The following is a 24,535-nucleotide window of genomic DNA, read 5'->3' as shown; positions in this document are numbered from 1 at the left end:
GGATTGACAAAGCGCTTTCATCCAGCTTATAATAAGCTCGCAAAAGACAAAGGGACATGTAACTGGTAATGCAGGCAGGATCTCATAAAACAAACGGAATCCGCAAGGAGGACGTGGCTTTTATGATGGATCCTGCCTTTTTGTTTTCCTGCCTTGGGGCCAGAGGAAGGAAAGCGTACTTGAAACAGCCCGGCGATCTGGCGATTATGGAGGAGAAATCTATGGATTATAAGCATACTGCCGCCGAAATTCTGAAATATGTCGGCACAGAAAAAAACGTCGCTCAGCTTGAGCACTGCTCGACCCGTCTGCGCTTCACGCTCAACGATCAGAAAAAAGTTGATGAGGACAAGCTGAAAGCGGTCCCGGGCGTCATGGGCGTCGTCCGCAGCAATCAGTTCCAGATCATCATCGGCAACGACGTCGTCGAGGTGTACGACGCCTTGTTGAAAATGATTGATTTCAATGATCAGACAACCCCGGCAGCCCCGGCGGAGAAACAGAAGCTCGGCAAAATGGCGCTGGACTTTCTGATCGGCATCTTCCAGCCGCTAGTTCCGGCAATCGCCGGCGCGGGCGTGCTGAAGTCAATCCTGATTCTGCTGGTCGCGCTGCATGTCATGGACGACGCGAACGCGCTGTATAAGATTCTTGCCGCGATTTCTGACGCAACGTTCTACTTCTTACCGATGATGGTGGCTGTGACGACCGCCAACAAGCTGAAAAGCAACCGGCTGGTCGCGATTGCCGCGGTCGGCGTAACGCTGCTGCCGGCGGTGACGACGATGATCGCCGAAGGCACGACGCTGTTCGGCATTCAGCTGCAGAGCATCGCCTATAATGCGCAGGTGTTCCCGGCGATTCTGTGCGTCAGCTTCCTGGCGTTCATGGAACGGCTCATGAACAAAATCTCGCCGAAACCGATCCGGATCTTCTTTGTTCCGATGATCGCACTGGCCGTCACCGTGCCGGTCACCCTGTTGTTCTTAGGTCCATTAGGCTACAATGTCGGCCAGATCTTCACCGCGGCGATCCTGTTCTTATATGACAAGCTCGGCTTTGTGGCGTTGACAGTTCTGTCGGCGATCCTGCCGTTAATGGTGGCGACCGGCATGCACAAGACGCTGCTGCCGTACGCTCTGGCGACTTATGGCGAGCTGGGCTATGAAATGCTGTACCTGCCGGCGTCGCTGGCGCACAACATCGGGGAATCCGGCGCCTGCTTCGCGGTCGCGTTAAAAGCCAAAGATGAAACGCTGAAATCAACCGCCTTCTCCGCGGGAATCTCCGCCTTCATGGGCATTACGGAGCCGGCGCTCTACGGCGTGACGCTGCAGAATAAGAAAGTCCTTTACAGCGTCATGCTGGGCGGCGGCCTCACCGGCGCGTTCTTAGGCTTACTGTCGGTCAAGGCGTTCGCGGTCGTCGGTCCGGGCGCAGCCAGTATGTCGATGTTCATCGACAGCACCAACGAAATGAATATCGTCTGGGCAATCGCGGGCTTCGTGCTGGCGTTGGTTTCCTCGTTTATCTTCACGCTGATTCTGTGGAAAGAAGAAACCCCGGCGGCTTCAACTCCGGCCGCCCCGGTGAAACCGCTGGAAGGCAGCCATGACGTTCTGAATGTGCTGTGCCCGATCGTCGGTCAGGTTGTCGCACTGGATCAGGTCGGCGATGAAATGTTCTCCAAGAAAGCGCTGGGCGACGGTGTCGCGATCATTCCGGAAGTCGGCGAGTTGCGCGCTCCGGCCGCCGGCACGATCCAGATGGTCTTTGAAACGAAGCATTCCTTAGGCATGACGACTGCCAACGGCACGGAAATTCTGTTCCATGTCGGCCTGGATACCGTCAATCTGCAAGGCAAGCCGTTTACGCCGAGAGTCAAGGCCGGCGACAGTGTCAAAACCGGCGATCTGCTTCTGACATTTGATATTCAGGCGATCAAGGACGCCGGGCTGGATCCGATCACTCCGGTAGTTGTCACCAATTCCCAGGACATGAACGTCAGCGTCGTGAAGACGGGCCATGCCGAAAACACCGACGTTATTCTGCAGACGCAGAGAAAGGAAGACTAATATGCGAAAATTCCCTGAAGGCTTTTTATGGGGCGGGGCGACCGCTGCCAATCAGATCGAAGGCGGATGGCGGGAAGGCGGCAAGGGCTGGTCGGTTTCCGACGCGGCCCGCGCGCATTTCGACGCCGACGTCAAGGATTATAACCGCCACAACCAGATCACAACCCGGGACATTGAGGAAGCGCTGGCCCATCCGGAGGACGAGGTCAACTATCCGAAACGGCACGGCAGCGATTTCTACCATCATTATAAAGAAGACATCGCATTGATGGCCGAGATGGGCTTTAAGGTCTACCGCATGTCGATCGCCTGGAGCCGCATTTATCCTAACGGCGATGACGAACAGCCTAACGAGGCCGGCCTGCAGTTCTACGACGAGGTGTTCGACGAACTCAAGAAATACAACATCGAACCGCTGGTTACGATGTCGCACTATGAACCACCGCTGAATCTGGTGCTCAATTACGACGGCTGGTATTCCCGTGAAGTCATCGGCTTCTTTGAAAAGTATGTCCGGACGATCTGCGAACGCTACAAGCACAAGGTGAAATACTGGCTGACCTTCAATGAGGTTGACAGTATCATCCGCCATCCGTACACGACCGGCGGTCTGATCGAAGACCGTTTCCCGGGGAAGAACTTTGAAGAGGTCTGTTACCAGGCGATGCACCATCAGTTTGTCGCCTCGGCGCTGGCAACCAAGATTTGCCATGAGATCATCCCGGATTCCCAGGTCGGCTGCATGATCACCAAGCTGACCTACTACCCGTATTCTTGCAAGCCGGAGGACGTGCTGGAAACGCAGAAGCGGATGCGCAGCATTTATGCGTACAGCGACACGCAGGTGTTCGGCGAATATCCCTCGACGCTGCTGTCCTACTATAAGAATCACAACATCCACATCGTGAAGCAGCCGGGCGATGATGAAGTGATGAAGCAGTACCCGGTCGACTTCGTTTCGTTCAGCTATTATATGTCCAGCTGCGTAGCGGCGGATGAAACCGGACTGGACGTCACCCCGGGCAACACGATTCTGGCGGTCAAGAATCCGCATCTGGAAACCAGCGAATGGGGCTGGCAGATCGACCCGATCGGACTGCGGATTTCCTTAGTCGATCTGTATGATCGTTACCGCAAGCCGCTGTTCGTCGTAGAGAACGGATTGGGCGCGAAAGACGTGCTGAGCGGGGATGGGAAGGTGCATGATCCCTATCGGATCGACTATCTGCGTAAGCATTTCAAGTGTATGCTGGACGCAATCGAAGAGGACGGCGTCGAGCTGATGGGCTATACGTCTTGGGCGTGCATTGATTTGATCAGCGAATCGACCAAGCAGATCTCCAAGCGCTACGGCTACATTTATGTCGATCTTGATGATCAGGGCAACGGCACGTATAATAGAATCAGAAAAGATTCGTTTTACTGGTATCAGAAAGTCATTCAGAACAACAGTCTGGATTTTGAAGAGCAATAACGTCCAGCAGGGACGAAGCAGAAAGGCAGGGAAGCGGGGATGCGGATCAAAAAAGTATTGAACTCCAGTGTCGTGCTGGTTGAAGACGATGCGCATCAGGAATCGATCCTGCTGGGGAAAGGCATCGGTTACGGACAGAAGCCGGGCAACGTGATTGCCCAGCGTCAGGAAAACCAGGTGTTTCTGCCTGTTGACAACGCCCGTTCCCGGCAAATTGTCGAGCTGGTCAACAGCCTGCCCGTAGCGATTCTGGAGCTGGCGCAGGATATCGTGATCGACGCTCAGCAGCGCTTAAAAACGCCGCTGGGGGAAAATCTGGTGTTTGTGCTGGCGGATCATCTCAACTTTGCCTTGGAACGGATCCGCACCGGGATGGTGATTACCAACCGCGTCTTCTGGGAAATCAAAAGCTTCTATCCCCAGGAATTTGAGGCCGGGCTGCACGCGGTCGAACAGGTGCGCCAGCGCTTAGGCGTGGAGCTGCCGGAACAGGAAGCGGCGAATATCGCATTTCATCTGGCCAACGCCCAGGCGGGAAGCGACCCGGATTACGACGCCGCCCGCAATGCCAAGCTGATCGGCGAACTCATCAATCTGGTCCGCTATTCGCTCAACCGTGAGCTCGATTCCCAAAGCATCCATACGGCGCGGTTTATCACGCATATCAAATTCTTTGTCGACCGCTTCTTTACCGACAAGCTGCTTCAGAACGACGACGATCTGTTATTTGAGCAGATCAAGACGCGCTATCCGAAAGAGCTGGGCGTGGCGCTGAAAATCAAGAGTTACCTGTATGATAAATATGGCCGGATCCTGCCGAATGAAGAAGTGACGTTTCTTGTCGTGCACATCGCGCGGATCGCCCGCAGTCAGCAATGAGCATGGATTAAAATTAAAATTGAATCGAATAAAAAGAAAACAGAGAATTCCGGCAGGACAGATTCAACCGGGAATCTCTGTTTTTTTCGTTGCCGCAGACGGATTTCCTGTGGTATTTAAACAAACGGATAGCAAAACAGACGGATAGCAAAACAGGCGGACAGGGGAATAAAAATCTTCCCTCCATCTTCGCCGGTTTCAGTTTGTTATAAAGTCTCTGTCAGATCATCGCAAGGGAATGTCAGCTGGAAGATTCCCAAAGTTTCGCTGTTTTTCTACCCGGTCCGGCTATGCTATAATAACGGCATATTGAACGACGAAACGTTTGTCAAGCGAACAGAGAGGGGGGGAAAACCGATGTCAGCCGAAACTTTAGCGGAAGCTTATTTTCCGCTGACCGCCAATCAGGGCGCGGGGTACCGGGAGATTGAAGCGTGTCTGGCGCTGAAGCCGTGGATCCGCTGTTTCTGGGTATATACCGATCAGTGCGATCAGATCGTGATTCCCGATACGTGCATGGACATCATTCTGTGCGTCGATGAAACCGGGAAAAGCGAGATTTTTTTCTGCGGGATCAACGATTTTACGTTCACCTCGTTCAACGACAGCGCCCGGCCCGGCGTGCGATTGATCGGCATCCGCTTTTATTTCTGGGCCGTCGCCAGCTTCTGCACAGGTTCGTTAAAGGCCGTGCGGAATACGAAGGATCAGATGGATTTCTATTTTCCCGGCTGGGCGGAAGGGCTGAAGCAGGCGTTTGACGCAGCGGAAAGTCTGGAAGCGCTGTGGCCGAAGTGGGAAGCCTTTCTGCTTGCGCATCAGCATGCGGATCCGATACCGCCGCTCATCATGCGGGCGGCGGAGCTGATCATTCGGCGCAAGGGCGTGCTGGCGATCGCGGATCTGGCGGCGGAGCTTGGCCTTGAGAAACGCTGGATGGAACGGAAATTTCTGGATTTTTACGGCGTCAGCGGCAAGCGTCTTTCGCTTTTGATCCGGTATCAGCTGATCTGGCAGGCCTGTCTGCAGGATCATGATTTCAACGTTCAGGACACGGTTGCGGACTATGGCTTTTACGATCAGGCGCATCTGTTGAATTTCTTTAAAAAATATCATAATTCCCAACGGTTGTCGTTTTTTTCCAAGACAGCCAAACGCTGATTCCGGTACAATAGCCCCGGAGGTGTTTCCGATGAAAAAGAGAATGACGCAGGCTCAGTTTCAGCAAATCCGCCGCTGGGTTCTGCGCAATGGCCGGCCGCTGGAATGGGCGCGCTGGCAAGCGATGTTTGAAGGCGGCAGCCGGAATCAGGCTGCGGAAGTGTTAAGCGGTTATCAAAACGCGGACGGTGGTTTCGGCTGGGGGCTGGAGCCGGATTGCATGAATCCCCAATCTTCCCCTTACCAGACCGGTTCCGCGCTGGCGCTGGCCGAAGCGCTGCAGCTGGACGCGCACGATCCGCTGTATCGAGGAGCGTTTGCGTATTTGAGCCAGGAAAGCACGACGTATCGGGACGGCTGGCCGTTTACGATCCAATCCAACGACGCTTATCCGCATGCCCCGTGGATGGGCTATGATCCAAAGCTCAACGACGCGGAGAGCTTTGGTTTGAATCTGGGTCTGGCGCGGCAGATCCTGACGCGGGATTGCGACGACAAGACGCTGAGAGCGAAGGCGGAAGCGATTGTTGCAAAGGCCTTGGAGCTGCTGTTTACGCAGGAGGATTTTGGTGAGATGGGCGTGGATGCCTTCTGCGGGTGGCTGCCGCAGCTGGACTTCCTGCCGGCGACGGCGTACACGCAGGATCAAATCGAGGAACGGATTCTGACGTTGATTGAAAAGCGGGTGGAACGCGATCCTGCCCAGTGGCAGGAATATAAACCACGTCCGTCTTACTTCGTCCGTTCGCGCAACGACGCAGCGTATCCCCGGCTGAAAGACCTGGTGGAAGCGGAGCTGGATTATTTGATCGACACCTGTCCTGAGGGTGATGTGTGGGAAATTCCGTGGAATTGGGCGGGGCTGTATCCCGAGGCTTTCCGCGTGGCACGCACACAATGGAAAGGTTGGAAGGCGATTGAGAATATCGCGTTTCTGATGGCGTTTGACCGGATTGAACCCGCTAGTTCAGAAAGGAAACCGCATAGATGAATAAAATTACCTGTATCTGCCTGGGCGTCCGCGATATGGCGAAGTCCCTCCATTTTTACCGCGACGGCTTAGGCTACAAGACCGATTGCCAGGAAGACAATCCGGCTGTTTGTTTCTTTGATACGCCGGGAACCAAATTTGAACTCTATCCGCTGGCGCAGTTGGCGCAGGACGTCAATCTGCACAATCCGCCGGCAATCAGCCCGGGATTTTCCGGCATCACGCTGGCGTATAATGTCGAAAAGAAAGCGGAAGTCGATCAGTTGATCGCCCTGGCGCGTGAAGCCGGAGCCACGATCCTGAAAGAACCGCAGCCGGTTTTCTGGGGTGGTTATCATGCGTATTTCAGCGATCCTGACGGTTATGTCTGGGAAGTAGCCTGGGGGCCGAATTTCCACTATGACGAGCAGGGCTTGTTGAAATTTTAAGTGAAAGTGAAGGATCAGCGATGAAATTAAAAAATACGATGCTCGTCGTCCGGGATCTGAAACGATCGGAGGCCTTTTATAAGGAAGTGCTGGGCCTGCGGACGTTGGTGGATCTTGAGATTCATGCCGTGCTCAGCGGCGGTCTGGCCTTGCAGACAGAAGAAAGCTGGAAGCAGTTCACCGGTCTTGACGTCGCTTATCAAGCCAATGCGATCGAGCTTTATTTTGAAGAAGCGGAGTTCGACGCGTTTGCCGCAAAGCTTGCGGCGCTCACCTCGGTGCGGGTCATCAATCCTGCTGAGGAACAGCGCTGGGGTCAGCGGATCGTGCGGTTTTGGGATCCGGATGGTCATGTCATTGAAGTCGGAGAGACGATGAAAGCCGTTTGCCAGCGGTTTCTGGACCAGGGGTTGACGATCGAAGCGATCGCCCAGAGGATGGATGTGCCGGTCAAAGCGGTGAACGCCTACCTTCGCTGAAGTCTGCCAGATGCAGCGTCAGGAAGCCGGTATTCCCCATTTCCAGCTGAGGAAAGAAGTCATGCGCTTCAGTACACAAACGATATGATTGAACTGTTCCTTTTTAACTTCACTCACTAAATAAAAATTCAATCCCCGCATCGTACGCAAACGATGCGACAAAGTAGAAACGAAGACCGAATATTTGAAAAAAATTCAATCCCCGCATCGTATTTGTTTTCAACCTGACATCCTGATGTCAGGTTTGGCGCGGTACAATGAAATCAAAAGGAAGGTGCTATACCATGGCCTATGATTTTAAAAAAGAAGAAAAAATGTTCTATATGCCGAAAAACAAACCGGAAATTGTTACGGTTCCGCCCATGAATTTTCTCGTAGTGTCTGGTCAGGGCGATCCCAACGAGGAAGGCGGCGCTTATCAACGGGCCGTCAGCGTCTTGTATGCGCTCGCTTATACGCTCAAAATGAGCTATAAAGGGACACGTCAGATCGCCGGGTTTTACGAATATGTCGTGCCGCCGCTGGAAGGCTTCTGGTGGCAGCCGGGCCTCGCCGGCATGGACTATTCGCAGAAGTGCGGTTTTCATTGGCTCAGCGTGATCCGGGTTCCCGATTTCATCAAGCAGGAAGATTTCGACTGGGCCGTGCAGGAGGCGCAGCGGAAGAAACAGATCGACTGTTCATCCGCGGCGTTTCTGACGATCGAGGAGGGACTGTGCGTGCAGATGATGCACATCGGTGCCTATGACGACGAACCGGCCAGCGTCGCGATGATGGACGCGTACATCGAAGCGCAGGGATATGAAAATGAGATTAACGAAGTCCGCCGGCATCATGAAATCTATTTGTCGGATCCGCGGAAATGCGATCCGGCGAAGCAGAAGACGGTAATCCGGCATCCGATCCGCAAAAAAGACGGTCGTTAAACCGTCTGATCAACACGAAATACAAATTTTTGAAATCAAGGAACTGAAGCTGGAAACGCAACTTCCAGCTTTTTTTAGCTGTTTTTCTATAAAATTTGGAAAATGAATGAATCACAAATTTAAATAAGCGAATTTCACCTGAAAAAGAAAGGTCAAGGCGGTTTGCGTCATGGCTGTCTGATCAGTCGATAAAACTGGCGATTTCCTCAAGGGTCTTCTTTTTCAGCTGCGGCAGCGGCGCGTCTTTTTGCGCGTGGCCAACCACGAGAATCATTTCGGCGACTTCATTTTCCGGACGGCCGCAAAGCTCTGTGAGAAAATGAATCGGCGCCGGCGTGTACGTCAGCATCGCATAGCCGGCCTGGTGCAGCGCCTGGATCAGGAACCCCGTCGCGATCCCGACGGACTCGTTCACGTAATAATTGGGAACCCAGTGTCCTGCGCTGTCCTCATGTTTCATCTGCTTAAAGATCACGATCAAACACGGCGCTTCGCTCAGGAAAGGCTTTTCAACCTGCAGGTTCAGTTTTTCCAGATCCTGCCGCCAGACCTCGCTGATCCGGTTCTCATAAAATTCCCGTTCCACCTGTTCACACGCTTCGCGCAGCGCACGTTTTTTTGCTTTGTTGGTGATGACGCAGAAATGCCATGGCTGCATGTCCGCGCCGCTGGGAGCGGTCGCTGCGATTTTCAAGGCTGTCCGAATATCATTCATCTTTACCGGCGTGCTGTCAAAGTGCCGGATCGTACGGCGTTTCTGCGCCTGCGTTAATGCATTGTCCAAAATTGTCATCAGTTTTCTCCCTGGTAAGATTACGTTTTCTATTATAGGCGAAAGTCAGAGAAAATGCACGCGGGGAAAGCGGCATCCGTTTCCAGCCTGCGGGAGGCGATGTTCAGCTAACCTTCACTTGCAATCACAAACAACCATGTTATAATAGAAAAGCTGAATTAGGATGTGAAACGATGAGCAAAAAAGAAATCAAACTGATAGTCGCTATTTTATTTGTAGCGCTGGGCATTTATGTCGGCGTTCAGATCTATAACCGGCTGAACGTCAAAACCTATGGGATCGTCACGTATAAAAATCAGGTGATCCATACGTTCAACGTCAACAAAGACGAAGACTACTATTTTAACGGATCCTATGGCAAGATGAAGCTGGAAGTCAAGGACGGCAAATGGCGGATTACGGAAGAAGAATGTCCGAATCACATCTGTTCCTCGATCGGCTGGGTCAGCGTTAAGGACTATTTCCCAATCGTCTGTATCCCGAATGAAGTGATTGTCACTCTGAAGGATAACTGACATGAAGCTGAGTAAGACAAAGCATTTCGTTTATGTCACAATGCTGGCGGCGATGGCGATCGCGATCAATCTGCTGGAAACGATGCTGACGGTATCGCTGCCGTTTGGCATGCGTCTGGGGCTGGCCAACATCATCGCCCTGATCACGATTGAAATTCTGGGCGTTAAGGAAATGATCATCGTCAATACGATGCGCGTCGTGATCGGCAATCTGCTGCGGGGAACGATCTTCGGCTCGACGTTCTGGATCTCTGCCGGCGGCGTTATCCTCAGCTCGATCGTGCTGATCGTGATTAAAAAAGGGTTGAAGATGTCGATGATTTCGACCTCGATGCTGTGCGCGATCGGCCACAGCGTTGGGCAGGTTGTGATCGTCATGGTGCTGTATAAAACCGCGGCGATGATGACGATCGTGCCGCTGCTTCTGGTGACCTCGATTCCGACTGGAATCTTTACCGGGATCGTCGCGACCCAGGCGTTAAAACGGATTGATAAAAATTTAGTCGTGCGTTAGACAAATTTGGAAACAGAGTCCTGCGGATTCTGTTTTTTTTCTGTGATTTCCTGTAAAATAGAAATCAGAAGGGGGTACTTGAATGAAAATCACATGGATCGAACACAGCAGTTTCCTGCTGGAGCTGCCTGAGCGCGTGCTCGTGCTGGATTATTTCGGGAAAAGTCGGCTGCCGCTGCCGGCGAACAAACCGGTTACGTTTCTGGCCAGCCATCATCACGCCGATCATTACGATAAAGCGATTCTGGAACACGGCACGGATCAGATCTGGTATGTGCTGAGCCGGGATATTTTCGGCCCGCAGGACGAACATCACATCAAGGTGAAGCCGCATCAGCGCTATGAGCTGAACGGGATGATCATTGAAACGCTCAAATCCAACGACGAGGGCGTGGCGTTTATGATCGAAGTCGACGGCTGGCGGATTCTGCACGCGGGCGATTTAAACGACTGGCATTGGGAGGAAGAAAACGATCAGGACCGACGGGAAAACGAAGTGCTGAAACGACGCTTTGACCGCGAACTGGAACGGGTTGCCGGAAGAACCTTCGACTTGGCGATGATCCCGACCGATCCGCGGTTAAAGGACGGCTATAACCGTGGTCTGTTGGGGTGGGCGAAAGTCTGTCAGTTAGGCTGGATCGCTCCGATGCACACCTTTGGAGAAAACGACGTGATCGACCGCCTGCTTCAGGATCCGGCCTGTGCCGAATTGAGAAGCCGGATTCTTGATCTGCGGAAGGGACCGCAGGTACTGGAGGATCCGCAGCGATGAGAAAAGGTCTTGGAATACTGATTGCGCTGGGATTGTGCTTTTCGTTTCTGCCCATTCACGCGGAAGAATCCGCCGCGATCACATCCCGGCTCGTGGAAGCAGTCGTCCATGCGGATAAGACGATCACCGTGTCGGAAACAATCAGACTGCGGCTGCCGGAGCACGAGACTTATGATCTCTTTCTGGAACTGCCGGACGATGCCGTAGCTCGGGCTGAGGATGTCAGCTTGCTCAGCAGGCAAGCCGTGCTGGATCCGCAATGGAATCAGGTCAAAGTCAATCGGGATCAAGACGTTCAGCTGCAGCTGAATTATACGCTGCGCTGTTTTCAGGATGACGAAGCAGATCGCGATACCTTTTCACTGGATTTAGGCCGTTCGCCGCTGGATTTGCCCGTCGAGCAGATGCATGCCGAAATCCAGTTTGATTCCGGGCTTATCCGCGACAACTGGCTTCTCGACTGCGGCCAAAGCGGCGGTCAGTGCCGCTATGGAACAGGCAAGTGGCAGGATCAGACGTTTGTTTTTGATTCCACGGATGTCCTGGATTATCCGACGTTGAATTTGATCGTTCATTTCGACGAAGGAACCTTCGCCAAAGCGCAGTCCTATCGCTGGCCTTCACGATATTCGCGCTGGCATGTGGAGGTCGAAGTGCTGCCACAGATGGATCTTCAGGTGTATCAGGAGCTGGAATGGACGAGCCAGAGTTCCGAACTGGATCCGATGCTTGATTTGTTTTTAGGCTGGCCGAGCTATCCCGACGCCCTGTTGAAAGACGTCGTGATCAGCGATCCCTCGCTAAAAGCCTCGGAATACGGCTTCATCCGGCTGCCAAAGGATAAGCCGGTGGCCTTGACACTGGATTACCGGATTGAATTGGCCTCGTCAGAGGACCAATGGCACCTGAATTTCGACGACGCGATGAACGACGCGCAGATCGACGAGCTGGACGTCGTGATTCAGCTGCCGCAAGAGCTCAAATTCAGAACCGATTTCTATAATTCCCGGACATATGAGGATCTGGAAAAGGTGACGCTGGACGTCAGCGAGGACGGCCGCCTGCTGCATCTCTACTCGACGGAGGGTTTGAGCGGGGATGATCGGGTGAGCGTTGAAATTGATATTCCGCGCCATGTACGGCGAATGCTGGGCAGCGATCTGATCGGGTTCTGGTCGATGTTTGGCGTCGGGATGGTGCTGGCGTCGGGGTTGTTCCGCTTTTTGAGCCGCAGTACAAAGCGGAGGACCCTCGGCGAGCTGCCTAACGGCGTTAACCCGCTGCAGGCTGCGTTGTTAACGGATAAACCGATCGGCGCAGAAACGCTGGCGGCCGTGGTGATCAACTGGGCGGCCCGGGATTATATCCAGGTGGAAATGCAGGGTCATCGTATTCAGCTGACGCGCAAACGCTCGCTGATCCATCAGCCGGACTGGGAAAAGCAATTCATGCGTTCGCTGTTGAATCTGGAAGATGGAAATACGGTGACGTTGGATAAGAACGGTTTGCGCTCATCCGCCTGTATTCAGGAAGCCTGCAGGCAGGCCCGGCAGGAAAAGGCGCAATGGCGGCATAAAGGGCTGGCGGGTCTGCGCTGGCTGTTGATTGGACTGAGCGTCCTGCCGCCGGTAATGATCACGCAAATCCTGTTTCCATGGGCAGCATCTGACAGCGTCGTATATCTGTTCAGTCTGGGATTGATTGCGGTAACGATCACGATAGGCTGCTTGAGTGCGGCGTTGGGGCAGGGATTGAAAAAGACACGCTGGGCGTTGGCAGGATTGGGCCTCGGCTGGCTGATTCTTTTAATCCGCGTCCTGGCTTATTTTGATCCGCAGGATCTTCCGGCGGTAATCAGCTTCAGCAGCCTGCTGCTCGGGCAGCTGATCTTGTGGCCGATGAAGCCGTTGAATCCGGAAGGAGCGCGGCTGCTTCAGCAGGTCAGGCAATGGCGCAGTGATCTGAAGCAGATGCCGGATTCAAAACTGGACGACTGGCTGGACCGTGATCCGGACTACGCGTTGAAATGTTATGGCTATGCGCGGACGCTGGGGGTTGGCGGACTATGGGAAAAACGTTTCGGCAATCGAATTCTGCCTTCTTTATCCACGGTGACCGATATGACAGGACAGCCGCAGCGGATCGAAGTGCTCGACAGGCTGTTTGAACAGCTGACAAGCAGTTTCACTGAATAAATTAAAAACGGACCGACAAAACTTGATTCGGATGTTCTCCGCACAAGCTGATGCCGGTCTGTTTCTGTTCAGATCTTTTTTACTGGGATTTTGTTTATGGAAACGCAACTGATACTGTCGATTCAGTCATTGTCAGACTGTATTTCCCGAGAAATAACGTTTAGGGCTGGACCCGCCTGTTCGCCATGAAAAAAGTCTCAAACGTTTCCGGTTTCAATAAGTCCGGCTGGATCAGCCGGGTGCTGATTCAGCCGTCAAACTGCGTTGTTCCTGCGCCTAAAACAATTTACATTGTCAGTCTTCTAATGTTCGCTGCAATTCGCGGCGTCAATCGCCAGAACAAGCATGACGATCATCAGCTCATCCCGCGGATCTTCGAAATCAATGACGTAGGTGTCGGTCAGCGAGATGACCTCCTTACTGATCGTTCCGCACAGCTCGCCGTCGCGGAAGATCTGATAATCCCAGCCGAACAAGTCGCCTTCCACGCTCCAGCCTTCGCAGTCGATGCGATAGCTTGGATGCAGAAACGAGAATTCCTTGCGGATGACCGCGACCCGATCGCCGTCCAGCTCGACTTCAAAGGTCGGCAGGAAGTGAAATAGTTTTTCACGGACTAAACCGATTTCCTGTTCTTCGACGTCAAACACCCGCAGGACATGGGACAACGCTAATAAATCTGCGCGCACACTGTAAACGGCATAGCCTTCTTCATCAGTAATATCAAAGCTGTCGGTCCAGGAAAAGAACCGCTGGCGAATAAATAAACGCATGAACTGATCCTCCTTCAATTCGTAAGCCTATAATACAAAAGGCTGAAATAAAACGCCAGAGATGAAAAGAAATTGTAAGAAAAAGGAAAGAAGTAAGCAGAGCGCGCAGCGTTGATCATGAATTCATGATTGCGTTTTAGATAAGGAATAAGATACAATGAAACAAAGGGGTGATCATGTTGTTTGGAATTTATCAGGATATTAAAAATTTGGCCTTGAAAAATCCTGAAAGTATTTTAAGTTTGATGGCATTAATTTTGGGTTTATTTCTGCCGGGGCTGCTTCAACTGTGCATCAATGAAAGGGAGCTGTTTCTGCTTTTGGATCCGATCCGCGTTCTGTTATACGCGCTGACGTTTTCCGTACCAATGTTTGTTATTTGTTTTGTTGAAGAAATATATTACAGTGCTAAATACTCCGAGAAAGCAGTTATCCATGAATGCTGCTGGATTGCCGGTTTTGAGTCTTTGCTCAGCTTGAGTTGTCTTGTTTTAATGCATCATTATTTTTTTCAGCTTGATCTGTTGGCGGCATATTGTATTTGTATGTTGATCGGCGCTTGTGTTATTGCATATTTTGGTAAAAAAGAAGGCAAGGAAAAAAAGGCTTACATTCAAAAGGAAACAAACGATACCCGCCGGAAGGACAGCGAATCAACGCATCAGGACTGATCGCCAAAACGCCGCATTCAGAATGAAAAGAATACGATTCCACAAAGCCGCGGGAAAGCGGATTTTACCCTTGTGCAAAGCGTGAAATCGTGCTAAACTAGGGATAAATTCAAGGACCAAGAGGAACCTGGAACGGGATAAGTCAGAGAGGGAAGACAACGGCTGAAAGCTTCCTTTATCACCCCCGGCGACCGACACTTGCAAGAAGCGGCAGGGAACCAGCAGTAGCTGCCGACGAATTTCCGGCGTTATCGGAAAGAGGGCATGGAGCAATCCGTGAACTAAGGTGGTACCACGCAGTCAAAGCGTCCTTAGACAGGGCGCTTTTTTTGTGGAACGGCATCCCAAGGCAAGGAACTTGAAAATAGAAAAAGGAGGAATTGATGATGGAGAATTACCAGACTCCGCGCGGAACGCAGGATTTACTTCCGGAAGCGACGCGCAAGTGGCAGAAGGTTGAAGATTTGATCCGCAACCTCTGCGACGTTTACGGGTATGAGGAAATCCGCACGCCGGTCTTCGAGGACACGCGGGTTTTCAAACGGGAAAACGACAGCTCCGACATGGTCAATAAGGAAATGTATACGTTCTCTGTGCATGGCGAGGATTCGCTGACGCTCAGACCGGAAGGCACAGCCGGGGTTGTCCGCAGCTTCGTGCAGCACAAGATGTACGGACGGCTGGAAATGCCGGCCAAGCTCTACTACATGGGCGAAATGTTCCGTTATGAACGGCCGCAGAAAGGCCGTTATCGTCAGTTCAACCAGTTCGGCATCGAAAATATCGGCATGAAAAGCCCGCTGATCGACGCCGAGGTGATCGCGCTGGGTTACAGCATCGTCAAAGCGCTGGGCTTAAGTCAGGTCAAGGTGTTGATCAACACGCTGGGCGACGATGAAAGCCGGGCAGCCTACCGGGGCGCGCTGCGCGAGCACTTCAAGGACAGTGTCAGCGAATTGTGCGCGGACTGCCAGCGCCGCTACGAACAAAATCCGCTGCGGCTTCTGGACTGCAAGGTCGACAACGAACATCCAAGCATGCAGAACGTGCCGTCGCTGCAGCAGTATCTGACGCCGGAGTCGAAGGCATACTTCGATCAGGTGCTCGCCGCGCTGGACGCGTTGGAAATCCCTTATGAAATTGACGACAAGCTGGTGCGCGGCCTGGACTACTACACTCACACGGTGTTTGAGGTCGTCTCCACGCATCCGGAATCCGGCTCGCAGGCGACTGTTTTCGCGGGCGGCCGCTATGACGGCCTGGTCGAATATTTCGGCGGTCCGGAAATGTCGGGCGTCGGCTTTGCGATGGGTCTGGAACGCTTAATGATCCTGGCGGAGGCGGAACAGGTTGAGCTGGGCGAAGAAGCCAGTCTGGACGTCTACGTCATGGCGCTGGGCAATGTTGGAACGCTGCCGCTGGCGCTGGCGACCGAATGCCGCGCCGCGGGCTATCACACGGAATTCAACATCCAGCCCCGGTCGCTGAAAGCCCAGTTTAAATCGGTGGACCGGCGCAAGGCCCGGGTTGCGGTCATCGCCGGTGAAAGCGAAGCCGCCAATCATCAGGTCAATGTTAAATTTATTGAACAACAGCGTCAGATTACGATTGATCAGGATGAGCTGATCGCGACGCTGGACGCTTATTTTCAGGCAGAAGGAGAAGAAGAAGCATGAAACGGACTCACAATAACGGCGAACTGCGCTTAGCCAACGCCGGAGAACACGTTACGGTTGTCGGCTGGGTTGCCCGCCGGCGCAACCTGGGCGCGCTGGTCTTTATCGACCTGCGCGACCGCAGCGGTATCGTTCAGATTACCGTGGATGAAAAACTGGCCGAGCAGGTTAAGGACGTCCGCAACGAATATATCCTGCAGGTCGAGGGCAAGGTTGTCGAACGCCAGGATAAAAATCCGAAGATGGCGACCGGAGAGATTGAAATCTATGCCGAAAACGTGAACATCGTCAACACGGCGGAAACCACCCCGATGATCATTGCCGAGGAAACCGACGCGCTGGAAGACACGCGCCTGAAATACCGTTATCTCGATCTGCGCCGTGCGCCGATCCAGAACAACCTGATCCTGCGTCACAAGGTCACGATGTTGACGCGTAATTATTTGTCGGATCACGGTTTTATCGAAGTCGAAACACCGATCCTGTGCAAATCGACGCCGGAAGGCGCCCGCGATTATCTCGTGCCGTCGCGGATTTTTAAGGGCAAGTTTTTCGCCCTGCCCCAATCGCCGCAGATTTACAAGCAGCTGCTGATGGTCGGAGGAATTGAAAAGTATTTCCAGATCGCCCGCTGCTTCCGCGACGAGGATCTGCGCGCCGACCGCCAGCCGGAATTCACGCAGATTGACATTGAGATGAGTTTTGTCGACGAGGAACAGGTCTGGACGGTTGTCGAAGGTTTGATGAAGGAAATCTTCCGCAATCTGAAAAACGTCGAACTGGACGCATTCCCGCGCTTAACGTATAACGAATGCATGGCGCGGTATGGCTCGGATAAACCGGACACCCGCTTTGACATGGAAATTCAGAACTTAAACGTGGTATTTAAGGATACGGAGTTCACGGTCTTTAAAAATGTCCTGGAACAGCCGAAGGGGATGGTCGGTGCAATCGTCGCTGCTCAGGCCGCGGATCAGTTCTCCCGCAAGGATATCGACAAGCTTCAGGAATTTGTCAAAATTTACGGGGCAAAGGCGTTGGCCTGGCTGAAAATGAGCCAAGGTGAATTGAGCGGATCCGTCGCCAAGGTGCTCAAGCCGGAAGAAAAGAACGCCCTGATCGAAACGCTGGGCTTAAAGGACAACGATCTGATCTTCATGATCGCCGATAAGGCGAAGGTAGCCCAGACGGCGCTGGGCGCACTGCGTGTGAAGCTGGGACGGCAGCTGAATCTGATCGACGAGAGCCGTTACAACTTCCTGTGGGTGACCAACTTCCCGATGTTTGAATACAGCGAGGAAGAACAGCGCTATGTCGCCGCGCATCATCCGTTTACCAGCCCGAATCTGGAAGATGTCGACAAGCTGATGAGCGATCCGGAAAACTGTTATTCCCGGGCGTATGACCTGGTGCTCAACGGCTATGAGCTGTTGAGCGGCTCGATCCGAATCCACGACCAGCATGTCCAGGAGAAGGTCTTCGAGGCGATCGGCATGTCGATGGAGGAAGCCCGCGAAAAATTCGGTTTCTTCATCGACGCCTTCCGTTACGGCACGCCGCCGCATGGCGGGGTGGGCATCGGTCTGGAACGTCTGGTCATGATTCTGGCTGGCACCGACAACATCCGCGACGTCGTGGCGTTCCCGAAAACGGCCAGTGCATCGGATTTAATGAGCGAAGCGCCGAACACCGTGGATGAAAAACAGCTGAAAGAACTGCACATCGCGCTGGAAAAATAACACTTTCTATAAGTTTCCAAATGTCAAGCATTCATAATTAAAAAAATGCGTGCTATAATACTAATGCCTAAAGGGAACACATATATTTCCAACACTTGATATATGGGAATCCGGACGTTTCAGTTTGGTGTCGAAAACTCTGATTTATCAGGGGATCCTAAAAATCTGAACAGGGTACCCACCTGGCTTATAACCGGGAATCATATCAACCCTTTAGGTCACAAAGAAAGCCTTCCGACGAAGGCTTTTTTTGCGTGCTGATTGGGAGTCCGGCCAGAGCAGGAGTGGCTGATAAGAAGGGTTCAGAGGGCGGACATCCGCTTGGAAGCCGGATGATTTCAAGAGCTGCATGTCCTTTCCAAGCCTTGAGAATTCTGCCTGCGCCGATCGGAGTTCTCCTCCTTTACATTTCAGGTCAAGGATGATATTCTACTTGTGGAATATTAACGAAGGAGGGTTAGAGGGATGGCGCTGAAACAAGGCTTGCTTGGATTATTGAATTATGGCGAGATGACCGGGTATGAACTGGCGAAAGTGTTCAACGATTCCCTGTCGTTTTTCTGGCAGGCGCAGACCAGTCAGATCTACCGTGAGCTGAACCAGCTGGAAGCGGAAGGACTGCTTCATTCCCGGATTGAAGTCCAGACGGGAAAACCAGACAAGCGAGTGTATGCGATCACGGCTCAGGGCAAAGCTGAACTGGACCGCTGGTTAGCGAGCGATCTGAGTATGGAAATGATGCCGACGCGCAGCGAGGTACTGCTGCGGATCTTCTTTTCCGGCCGCCGTTCGCCCCACGAAAACCGGGAAATGCTTGAACGGTTAGCGCAGGTCTACAAAGTCCGCCAGAGAGAGATGGAATCAGTCGCTGGTTTGATCGAACAGTATCAGGCGCTGACCCAGTCGCCTTTTGATGCGGTGGTTTGGGAAATGACCGCTGATTTCGGTCGGGCCTATACGCAGATGTGCCGGGATTGGATTGAGCGCTGCATCGCGCGGCTGAAGGAGATTGAAAATGAAAATTCTGACGCTTAACGGCAGTCCCCGCGGCGCTGCCAGCAATACGTTTCAGCTGACGCAGGCGTTTCTTGAGGGGCTGCGGCAGGAGCTGGAAAGTCCGCTGATCGTTAAAACAAGGATGATCAATGAGCTGAACTTAAGCCCGTGTCAGGGATGCTTCCGCTGCTGGACCGCGACGCCGGGTGTGTGCGTTATCCCGGATGCGATGGCGGAGGTGCTGGACGAAATGCGGTCAGCCGATCTGATCCTGTGGAGCTTCCCATTATACTATTTCGGCATGCCGGGACCGGTGAAAACACTGCTTGACCGCTGTCTGCCGCTGAATCTGCCCTGGATGGAAAGGGACGCGTACGGGCGTCCGGTTCATCCCCGGCGCGATCAGAATGCCCCGATGAAATCGATCCTGATCTCTACCTGCGGCTTTACGACGGTTGAGAACAATTACGAAGCGCTGATCCGGCAGTTTGACCTGGCCTTCGGCGACAGTCTCAAAATATTATGTCCTCAAGGTGAGCTGTTCGCTCATCCCGAGCTGCGCCGGCAGACCTTGGCGTATCTGGCTCAGGTTACGCAGGCCGGGCAGGAATACGCCCGGACCAAAACGCTGTCTGACAGCACGCTGCGGCGCTTAAGCGAGCCGCTGCTGCCGGAAGAAACGTTTATCAGTCTGGCGAATGCCAGCTGGAATATCCAGAATCTAAAGGAACAGAACGATCCGCAGAAGACAAAAGTCCGCCAGGCTGAGCAGTTTACCCGCCAGATGGCGGCGCTGTATAATCCGGCGGCGTTTGATGGAAAAGAACGGGTATTTGAGATTTTCTATACGGACGTGCAGACCGGCTATCAGCTGACGCTGGGCAAGACCTGCGAACTCTGTCCATTGGGAACGAAGCCCTATACGACGCGCGTGGAAACGCCGTTAGAGGTCTGGCAGGCGATTGCCCGCGGTGAACTGCGGGGCGAGCAGGCAATGATGGAAGGCCGTTACAAAACGTGGGGCGATTTGACTCTTTTGATGGACTGGGACCGCTATTTCAGCGGCCCGGGGAATTCCATTCCCTCAGATTTGGAAAAAGGGAAGAAAAGGACCAACATGCTTCTGTTGATCCTGCCCTGGTGCTGTTTGTGGATGCTTCTGCCATTTTCCGCTTCGCTGGGCGCCAGCGCCGCGATTGTGATGGCGGCGGGACTGGCGCTCTCTGGCAAAAAATGGACGCTGACGATCTATGACGGATTTACCGGCCTGTTGGTCGCGGCCTTCGCTCTGATAGCGCTGCAGGGCGCTGATCTGCGTTGGCTTATCCCGCTTTCTTATCTGGCGTTCAGCTTATTATGGCTGCTTTCCTGCCTGACGCCGATACCGTTAAGCGCGCACTATTCTAAAGAAAAGTATCATGGTGACGCGGCCTATCAGAATCCTTTATTCATGCGGACCAATCTGATCCTGACGCTGGCCTGGGGCTTGCTTTACGCCGTGAGCGCGGGAGGAACATACGCGATCCTGCGCAGCGCGGTTCCTGAGCTGGCGGCGCTGATCAACACGCTCTGTCCGCTTATTCTGGGCTTGTTTACGCTCTGGTTTGAGAAAGCCTATCCAGCTAAAATTGCCCGCGGTTAGACTGCGGGTTTTTGATTGAGCGCTTTTGCGCATCGCAAAAGGATCTGAAATTGCGCTGGGAAAATGAATATGAAGTTTGTCTTCCGGGCGTGGCTGCGGCCAATAAAAAAACTCCCCAAAGCGGGGAGCGTACAGATCAGAACTGAAGCAGGACGCCGACCGCTGCCGACAGGGCAATCCAGACGATCGGATGCTTTTTGATTTTCGTCGTTAAGAATAACAGCACGGCGAACAGAATAATATTTTTTAACGGAAACAGATCAATCAGACTGCCGGATGCCTGAAAGGCGCTCAGGTTGATCACGGAAACGTTGACCAGATTCAGCGCGGCGCACAGGATCAGCGCGGCGACCGCCGGCTTCAATCCGGTGAAGATCGCCTTGACAACCGGACTGTCGCTGAACTGCTTCAGGAAATGGGCAATGATGATGATAATGACGATGCTCGGCAGCACCAGTCCCAGCGTCGCAACCAGCGAGCCGGGAATGCCGGCGGTGGTAAAGCCGGTGTAGGTCGCCATGTTGACGCCCATCGCACCCGGCGTTGATTCCGAGATCGCAATCATGTCGACCAACGTCTCTACGGTAAACCATGTGTATTTTTCCGCCAGCTGGTGTAAAAACGGGATGGTGGCTAAACCGCCGCCGACAGCGAACAGACCGATCTTGAAAAATTCAAGGAATAACTGAATCAGTAAACTCATGCCTTTTTCCCTCCCAGCTTATATTTTAAGAATCCAAATAAGCCGGCCCCCAGCGTGATGAAGACGACTGAAATGTTGGTAAACAGCGACAGCACAAACGCGAAGATAAACATCGCAATGCCGAAGCCGTCCTTGACGCCGTTTTTGATCAGCTTGTAGACGGAAGTCAGTACCAGGACGCACACGCCAACGCGCAAACCCGCCAAAGCATGCTGGACAATCGCCAGGCTCGCAAAGTTCTGGATGAACGCCGCGATGATGATAATGATGACCAGCGACGGGAAGACGAAGCCGAAGGTCGAGACCAGCGCTCCCAGCACGCCTTTTTGATAATAGCCGATAAAGGTCGAAACGTTAACCGCAATGATGCCCGGCGTGCATTGACCGACCGCGTAGTAATTGGTGATTTCATCGTAGGTCGCCCATTTTTTCTTCTCGACGATTTCCGATTCCAAAAGCGGAAGCATCGCATAGCCGCCGCCGAAGGTGAACAGCCCCAGCTTGCTGAAGGTTGCGAATAATTCCAAATAATCCCTCATGATTCTGCATTTCCTTTCTTAACCAGGTGACAAATGACCGGATAGTGATCGGATGGATATAATCCGTTGAAACAGGTGGTAATGATCCGTGTTGAGCGAACGTCGAAATCCTCGCTGACATAAATATAGTCGATCGGCAGGCGATCTTCCTTTAACCGGCCCTTGCCATAATGCAGCGTGTTGAACGCTGCCGAGGAATCATAGACCGGTTTGAGCCGCAGCCGATTTTCCGGCATGATCAGAAGCTGCAGCGAGCGGCTGGACATCGTGGTGTTCAGATCGCCCATCAGGATTAACGGACAGGCTGTTTCCTCTTGAAGCCGCTGCATTTCATCAATAATCGTGCGGATTTCAAAGGTCCGGGTGTAGGCCAGCAAATGATCCAGATGGGTGTTGAAAACGCGGAAGACTTGTTCAGTTTCCAAATCTTTCAGCTGCGCCATCGTGCAGATCCGCGGGAAAACGCTCGTCCAGGTCCGGCTGCCGGCTTGATCCGGCTGCTTTGACAGCCAGAACGTTTTTTCCCCAAGCAGTTCAAAGCGATCTTTCAGAAACAAAATATCGGAATGTTCGTTCATGAACTGCCGCCGGCGATTGCGCGCCTGACCGACGAACTGGTATTGCGGTAAAAGCGCCTGCAGCTGTTCGCGCATCACGTCGCTTAATTCCTGGACGCCGATGATATCCGGCGAGGTGGAAGCGATCAGATTGCGGACATACTGCCGGCGGGTATCCCAGCGCAGATTCTTCCGTGTAAAGAACATGTCATTTTTTAAATTGAAGGTCATTACCTTTAAACAGGTCATTTCATCACCGCCGTTTTTCATTATACTCAAGTTTGCCGTGATTTACAAAGCAAAAGGGATGAAAGATTGTTTCTGAAAGAGTTTCACAAAAAGTTCACAGGCGCTAACCAAAAAAATTTATAGCTGAAGAAAATTTCTGATCGAATTGTAAGCGCTTAATCCTGCGCAAAATGTCTTCTATCACCTCCGTTGAGCGCGTTTTTCAGGTTTTAACCGAAATAACATTTAGACAAAGCGCGGGGAGTGTCCAAATGGAAATATTGACACGACTCTGGAATTACGCTAAAATGTGAATAGTCAAATTAAACGCTTACAAAGGGAGGAATTACACTTATGGAAATTGTAAATGTTCGTATTGACGAAAGATTGATCCACGGTCAGGTTGCAGCTGTCTGGACGAATACGTTAAACGCTACGCGTATCATGGTTATCGATGATATGGCAGCGAAGGATGAAATTCAGAAAATCGCCCTGAAGATGGCTTGCCCGTCAACGGTTAAGCTGTCGATTCTGCCGGCTGAAAAAGCAGCGGAAAGACTGAAGAGCGAAGCTTACCCGACGGATCGGATCTTCATCGTTCTGAAAGGCCCGAAAACGATTAAGCAGGTTGCGGACGCCGGTTATATGTTCCCGGTTGTCAACGTCGGCAACATGTCCAACAAGCACGGTTCGACGCAGATCAAGCGTTCGGTCAGCGTTACGCCGGAAGATGTCGCTGCATTCAGAGAGCTGAATGACAGAGGCGTCAAATTTACAGCGCAGATGGTTCCGACAGAAGAAAAAATCGACTTCATGCCGCTGATCAAAGACCTTTAATCAGGTGAAACTGTAAATTAAAATCAGGAAGAACAGTCGCGTTTCGGGCGAGCGATCGCCGGGGCGGCTGTTCTTTTTTTGTTTTTTCGGACATTTTCAGAAGGCTCCAGGATACAACGCAGGACTTTGACAGTCAGGGCTGGATCTGTATAATGTAAACAGAGGACGTCTGAGCATCGCTCAGGCGGATAGAGGAGTGGGAAGAAATGAAAGTTTTGGCGAGTGATTTTGACGGGACATTATTCTTCAAAGGGACGTTCAAGCCTGAGGATCTGCGGCAGATTCGGGCGTTCCAAGGGCAGGGACACCGCTTTGGTTTGTGCACCGGCCGGCCGCTGCCCGGGGTAACCGAGCCGATTCGCGGCGTTTTGCGCTGTGATTTCATGATTCTGAGCAGCGGAGCGCTGATTCTGGACGATAAAGGAAGAACAATTTATAAAGCCTGTATTGATCATGATACCGCTGTTCAGGTTGGGCGGATGTTTGACTCAAAGCTGGATTTTTACTATCAGACCTGCGAAGGCACGTATTGCCAACGGCTGCCGGACGGTCAGATTCCGGCGTCAGCGTCGATTTTAACCGCGATTCCTTACCGGATCTTTACCCGCATAAGTGAGTTGCCCAGTGATATTTACGGATTATCCTTGTATGCCAAAACCGACGATTACGCCCGGCAGATCGCGATGAAGATCAATACGCAGTTTCCCTCGCTTGCTGCATTTCAAAATGAGGAATGGATCGACGTCGCCCCGCGCGGTTGTTCCAAGGGGAAAGGCATTGAAATCCTGAAGTCCCATTTGGCGTTGGATACGATAGCCGGCATCGGCGATTCCTATAATGATATTCCGCTATTGCGGACGACGTCGCCAAGCTTTACGTTTCATTCCTCCCCCGCCGCAGTGAAACAGGAAGCGCAGATCGTAGTGAATTCGCTGGCTGAGGCGGTTGCGATTTTGATGCGCCAATAAA

At 52.6% G+C, this 24,535-nt stretch carries 24 protein-coding genes; 19 read left to right on the top strand and 5 right to left on the bottom strand.

What is annotated here, in order from left to right; all coding sequences use genetic code 11:
- Positions 1-122 precede the first annotated feature (122 nt).
- The 8 genes from I2D94_RS01635 to I2D94_RS01600 all read left to right on the top strand — a co-directional run bounded on the left by I2D94_RS01635 (position 123) and on the right by I2D94_RS01600 (position 8,413).
- Positions 123-2,075, top strand: coding sequence for a beta-glucoside-specific PTS transporter subunit IIABC (locus I2D94_RS01635; RefSeq protein ID WP_229056716.1), 1,953 nt, complete (start codon positions 123-125; stop codon positions 2,073-2,075).
- Position 2,076: 1 nt separating this feature from the next.
- Positions 2,077-3,549 (top strand): glycoside hydrolase family 1 protein, encoded by a 1,473-nt coding sequence (locus tag I2D94_RS01630; RefSeq protein ID WP_195395388.1) that lies wholly within the window; start codon positions 2,077-2,079, stop codon positions 3,547-3,549.
- A gap of 39 nt (positions 3,550-3,588) precedes the next feature.
- A complete protein-coding gene (locus I2D94_RS01625; RefSeq protein ID WP_195395387.1) occupies positions 3,589-4,428 on the top strand; it encodes a PRD domain-containing protein in 840 nt (279 codons plus the stop codon).
- A 357-nt stretch (positions 4,429-4,785) separates the two neighbouring features.
- Positions 4,786-5,589: an AraC family transcriptional regulator gene (locus I2D94_RS01620; RefSeq protein ID WP_195395386.1), complete on the top strand. Its 804-nt coding sequence runs from the start codon at positions 4,786-4,788 to the stop codon at positions 5,587-5,589.
- A 31-nt stretch (positions 5,590-5,620) separates the two neighbouring features.
- Complete coding sequence (locus tag I2D94_RS01615; protein ID WP_195395385.1) at positions 5,621-6,580, top strand: hypothetical protein; 960 nt, start codon at positions 5,621-5,623, stop codon at positions 6,578-6,580.
- Positions 6,577-7,008, top strand: coding sequence for a VOC family protein (locus tag I2D94_RS01610; protein ID WP_195395384.1), 432 nt, complete (start codon positions 6,577-6,579; stop codon positions 7,006-7,008). The genes I2D94_RS01615 and I2D94_RS01610 overlap by 4 nt, the downstream gene beginning before the upstream one ends.
- A 20-nt stretch (positions 7,009-7,028) precedes the next feature.
- Positions 7,029-7,487, top strand: coding sequence for a VOC family protein (locus I2D94_RS01605; protein WP_195395383.1), 459 nt, complete (start codon positions 7,029-7,031; stop codon positions 7,485-7,487).
- A gap of 284 nt (positions 7,488-7,771) precedes the next feature.
- Positions 7,772-8,413: a GyrI-like domain-containing protein gene (locus tag I2D94_RS01600; RefSeq protein WP_072685025.1), complete on the top strand. Its 642-nt coding sequence runs from the start codon at positions 7,772-7,774 to the stop codon at positions 8,411-8,413.
- Between the two features lie 181 nt (positions 8,414-8,594).
- Here the strand turns inward: I2D94_RS01600 and I2D94_RS01595 are convergent, their stop codons facing one another.
- Positions 8,595-9,206, bottom strand: a complete 612-nt coding sequence (locus I2D94_RS01595; RefSeq protein ID WP_072685026.1) for a nitroreductase family protein — start codon at positions 9,204-9,206, stop codon at positions 8,595-8,597.
- A gap of 173 nt (positions 9,207-9,379) precedes the next feature.
- On the opposite strand from I2D94_RS01595, the gene I2D94_RS01590 reads away from it, so the two are divergent.
- The 4 genes from I2D94_RS01590 (at position 9,380) to I2D94_RS01575 (ending at position 13,205) form a co-directional block, all read left to right on the top strand.
- Entirely contained in the window at positions 9,380-9,721 is a 342-nt protein-coding gene (locus I2D94_RS01590) for a NusG domain II-containing protein (RefSeq protein WP_072685027.1), read from the top strand.
- Between the two features lies 1 nt (position 9,722).
- The gene (locus I2D94_RS01585; protein WP_072685028.1) at positions 9,723-10,235 is read left to right on the top strand and encodes a Gx transporter family protein; all 513 of its coding nucleotides are present in this window, start codon (positions 9,723-9,725) and stop codon (positions 10,233-10,235) included.
- An 82-nt stretch (positions 10,236-10,317) separates the two neighbouring features.
- A complete protein-coding gene (locus I2D94_RS01580; protein WP_072685029.1) occupies positions 10,318-11,010 on the top strand; it encodes an MBL fold metallo-hydrolase in 693 nt (230 codons plus the stop codon).
- Positions 11,007-13,205 carry a DUF2207 domain-containing protein gene (locus I2D94_RS01575; RefSeq protein WP_195395382.1) on the top strand — a complete coding sequence of 733 codons (2,199 nt, stop codon included), beginning with the start codon at positions 11,007-11,009 and terminating at the stop codon, positions 13,203-13,205. Before I2D94_RS01580 ends, I2D94_RS01575 begins: the two co-directional genes overlap by 4 nt.
- 302 nt (positions 13,206-13,507) lie before the next feature.
- On the opposite strand, the gene I2D94_RS01570 is transcribed toward I2D94_RS01575, so the two are convergent.
- On the bottom strand, positions 13,508-13,978 hold the full coding sequence (locus I2D94_RS01570) for an LURP-one-related/scramblase family protein (protein WP_229056715.1): 471 nt from the start codon (positions 13,976-13,978) through the stop codon (positions 13,508-13,510).
- A 179-nt stretch (positions 13,979-14,157) separates the two neighbouring features.
- On the opposite strand from I2D94_RS01570, the gene I2D94_RS01565 reads away from it, so the two are divergent.
- The 5 genes from I2D94_RS01565 (at position 14,158) to I2D94_RS01545 (ending at position 20,702) form a co-directional block, all read left to right on the top strand.
- A complete protein-coding gene (locus I2D94_RS01565) occupies positions 14,158-14,649 on the top strand; it encodes a hypothetical protein (protein ID WP_229056714.1) in 492 nt (163 codons plus the stop codon).
- Positions 14,650-15,032: 383 nt separating this feature from the next.
- Entirely contained in the window at positions 15,033-16,325 is a 1,293-nt protein-coding gene (gene hisS / locus I2D94_RS01560) for a histidine--tRNA ligase (protein ID WP_195395379.1), read from the top strand.
- On the top strand, positions 16,322-18,064 hold the full coding sequence (gene aspS, locus I2D94_RS01555) for an aspartate--tRNA ligase (RefSeq protein ID WP_195395378.1): 1,743 nt from the start codon (positions 16,322-16,324) through the stop codon (positions 18,062-18,064). Before hisS ends, aspS begins: the two co-directional genes overlap by 4 nt.
- A 465-nt stretch (positions 18,065-18,529) precedes the next feature.
- Positions 18,530-19,099, top strand: a complete 570-nt coding sequence (locus I2D94_RS01550) for a PadR family transcriptional regulator (protein ID WP_195395377.1) — start codon at positions 18,530-18,532, stop codon at positions 19,097-19,099.
- Complete coding sequence (locus tag I2D94_RS01545; RefSeq protein ID WP_195395376.1) at positions 19,080-20,702, top strand: NAD(P)H-dependent oxidoreductase; 1,623 nt, start codon at positions 19,080-19,082, stop codon at positions 20,700-20,702. The genes I2D94_RS01550 and I2D94_RS01545 overlap by 20 nt, the downstream gene beginning before the upstream one ends.
- A 136-nt stretch (positions 20,703-20,838) precedes the next feature.
- On the opposite strand, the gene I2D94_RS01540 is transcribed toward I2D94_RS01545, so the two are convergent.
- From I2D94_RS01540 to I2D94_RS01530, 3 genes are read right to left on the bottom strand one after another with little or no spacing between them, the layout of a single operon-like run.
- Positions 20,839-21,405 carry a chromate transporter gene (locus I2D94_RS01540; protein WP_072685037.1) on the bottom strand — a complete coding sequence of 189 codons (567 nt, stop codon included), beginning with the start codon at positions 21,403-21,405 and terminating at the stop codon, positions 20,839-20,841.
- The gene (locus tag I2D94_RS01535) at positions 21,402-21,944 is read right to left on the bottom strand and encodes a chromate transporter (RefSeq protein ID WP_195395375.1); all 543 of its coding nucleotides are present in this window, start codon (positions 21,942-21,944) and stop codon (positions 21,402-21,404) included. The genes I2D94_RS01540 and I2D94_RS01535 overlap by 4 nt, the downstream gene beginning before the upstream one ends.
- Positions 21,941-22,750, bottom strand: a complete 810-nt coding sequence (locus I2D94_RS01530) for an endonuclease/exonuclease/phosphatase family protein (RefSeq protein WP_072685066.1) — start codon at positions 22,748-22,750, stop codon at positions 21,941-21,943. Before I2D94_RS01530 ends, I2D94_RS01535 begins: the two co-directional genes overlap by 4 nt.
- Before the next feature lie 333 nt (positions 22,751-23,083).
- On the opposite strand from I2D94_RS01530, the gene I2D94_RS01525 reads away from it, so the two are divergent.
- Positions 23,084-23,566, top strand: a complete 483-nt coding sequence (locus I2D94_RS01525; protein WP_072685039.1) for a PTS sugar transporter subunit IIB — start codon at positions 23,084-23,086, stop codon at positions 23,564-23,566.
- Between the two features lie 206 nt (positions 23,567-23,772).
- On the top strand, positions 23,773-24,534 hold the full coding sequence (locus I2D94_RS01520) for an HAD hydrolase family protein (protein WP_072685040.1): 762 nt from the start codon (positions 23,773-23,775) through the stop codon (positions 24,532-24,534).
- Position 24,535: the final 1 nt, after the last annotated feature.

This window comes from Holdemania sp. 1001302B_160321_E10 (genome assembly GCF_015552275.1).
Taxonomy (GTDB): Bacteria; Bacillota_I; Bacilli_A; order Erysipelotrichales; family Erysipelotrichaceae; genus Holdemania.
Note: the sequence above shows the minus strand (reverse complement) of the source record. Positions and strands in the feature narration are given on the sequence as shown.

Coding starts and splice junctions, on each gene's coding strand:
- I2D94_RS01635 (WP_229056716.1), top strand. CDS start 123: ATGATGGATCCTGCCTTTTTGTTTTCCTGCCTTGGGGCCAGAGGAAGG.
- I2D94_RS01630 (WP_195395388.1), top strand. CDS start 2,077: ATGCGAAAATTCCCTGAAGGCTTTTTATGGGGCGGGGCGACCGCTGCC.
- I2D94_RS01625 (WP_195395387.1), top strand. CDS start 3,589: ATGCGGATCAAAAAAGTATTGAACTCCAGTGTCGTGCTGGTTGAAGAC.
- I2D94_RS01620 (WP_195395386.1), top strand. CDS start 4,786: ATGTCAGCCGAAACTTTAGCGGAAGCTTATTTTCCGCTGACCGCCAAT.
- I2D94_RS01615 (WP_195395385.1), top strand. CDS start 5,621: ATGAAAAAGAGAATGACGCAGGCTCAGTTTCAGCAAATCCGCCGCTGG.
- I2D94_RS01610 (WP_195395384.1), top strand. CDS start 6,577: ATGAATAAAATTACCTGTATCTGCCTGGGCGTCCGCGATATGGCGAAG.
- I2D94_RS01605 (WP_195395383.1), top strand. CDS start 7,029: ATGAAATTAAAAAATACGATGCTCGTCGTCCGGGATCTGAAACGATCG.
- I2D94_RS01600 (WP_072685025.1), top strand. CDS start 7,772: ATGGCCTATGATTTTAAAAAAGAAGAAAAAATGTTCTATATGCCGAAA.
- I2D94_RS01595 (WP_072685026.1), bottom strand. CDS start 9,206: ATGACAATTTTGGACAATGCATTAACGCAGGCGCAGAAACGCCGTACG.
- I2D94_RS01590 (WP_072685027.1), top strand. CDS start 9,380: ATGAGCAAAAAAGAAATCAAACTGATAGTCGCTATTTTATTTGTAGCG.
- I2D94_RS01585 (WP_072685028.1), top strand. CDS start 9,723: ATGAAGCTGAGTAAGACAAAGCATTTCGTTTATGTCACAATGCTGGCG.
- I2D94_RS01580 (WP_072685029.1), top strand. CDS start 10,318: ATGAAAATCACATGGATCGAACACAGCAGTTTCCTGCTGGAGCTGCCT.
- I2D94_RS01575 (WP_195395382.1), top strand. CDS start 11,007: ATGAGAAAAGGTCTTGGAATACTGATTGCGCTGGGATTGTGCTTTTCG.
- I2D94_RS01570 (WP_229056715.1), bottom strand. CDS start 13,978: ATGCGTTTATTTATTCGCCAGCGGTTCTTTTCCTGGACCGACAGCTTT.
- hisS (WP_195395379.1), top strand. CDS start 15,033: ATGATGGAGAATTACCAGACTCCGCGCGGAACGCAGGATTTACTTCCG.
- aspS (WP_195395378.1), top strand. CDS start 16,322: ATGAAACGGACTCACAATAACGGCGAACTGCGCTTAGCCAACGCCGGA.
- I2D94_RS01550 (WP_195395377.1), top strand. CDS start 18,530: ATGGCGCTGAAACAAGGCTTGCTTGGATTATTGAATTATGGCGAGATG.
- I2D94_RS01545 (WP_195395376.1), top strand. CDS start 19,080: ATGAAAATTCTGACGCTTAACGGCAGTCCCCGCGGCGCTGCCAGCAAT.
- I2D94_RS01540 (WP_072685037.1), bottom strand. CDS start 21,405: ATGAGTTTACTGATTCAGTTATTCCTTGAATTTTTCAAGATCGGTCTG.
- I2D94_RS01535 (WP_195395375.1), bottom strand. CDS start 21,944: ATGAGGGATTATTTGGAATTATTCGCAACCTTCAGCAAGCTGGGGCTG.
- I2D94_RS01530 (WP_072685066.1), bottom strand. CDS start 22,750: ATGACCTGTTTAAAGGTAATGACCTTCAATTTAAAAAATGACATGTTC.
- I2D94_RS01525 (WP_072685039.1), top strand. CDS start 23,084: ATGGAAATTGTAAATGTTCGTATTGACGAAAGATTGATCCACGGTCAG.
- I2D94_RS01520 (WP_072685040.1), top strand. CDS start 23,773: ATGAAAGTTTTGGCGAGTGATTTTGACGGGACATTATTCTTCAAAGGG.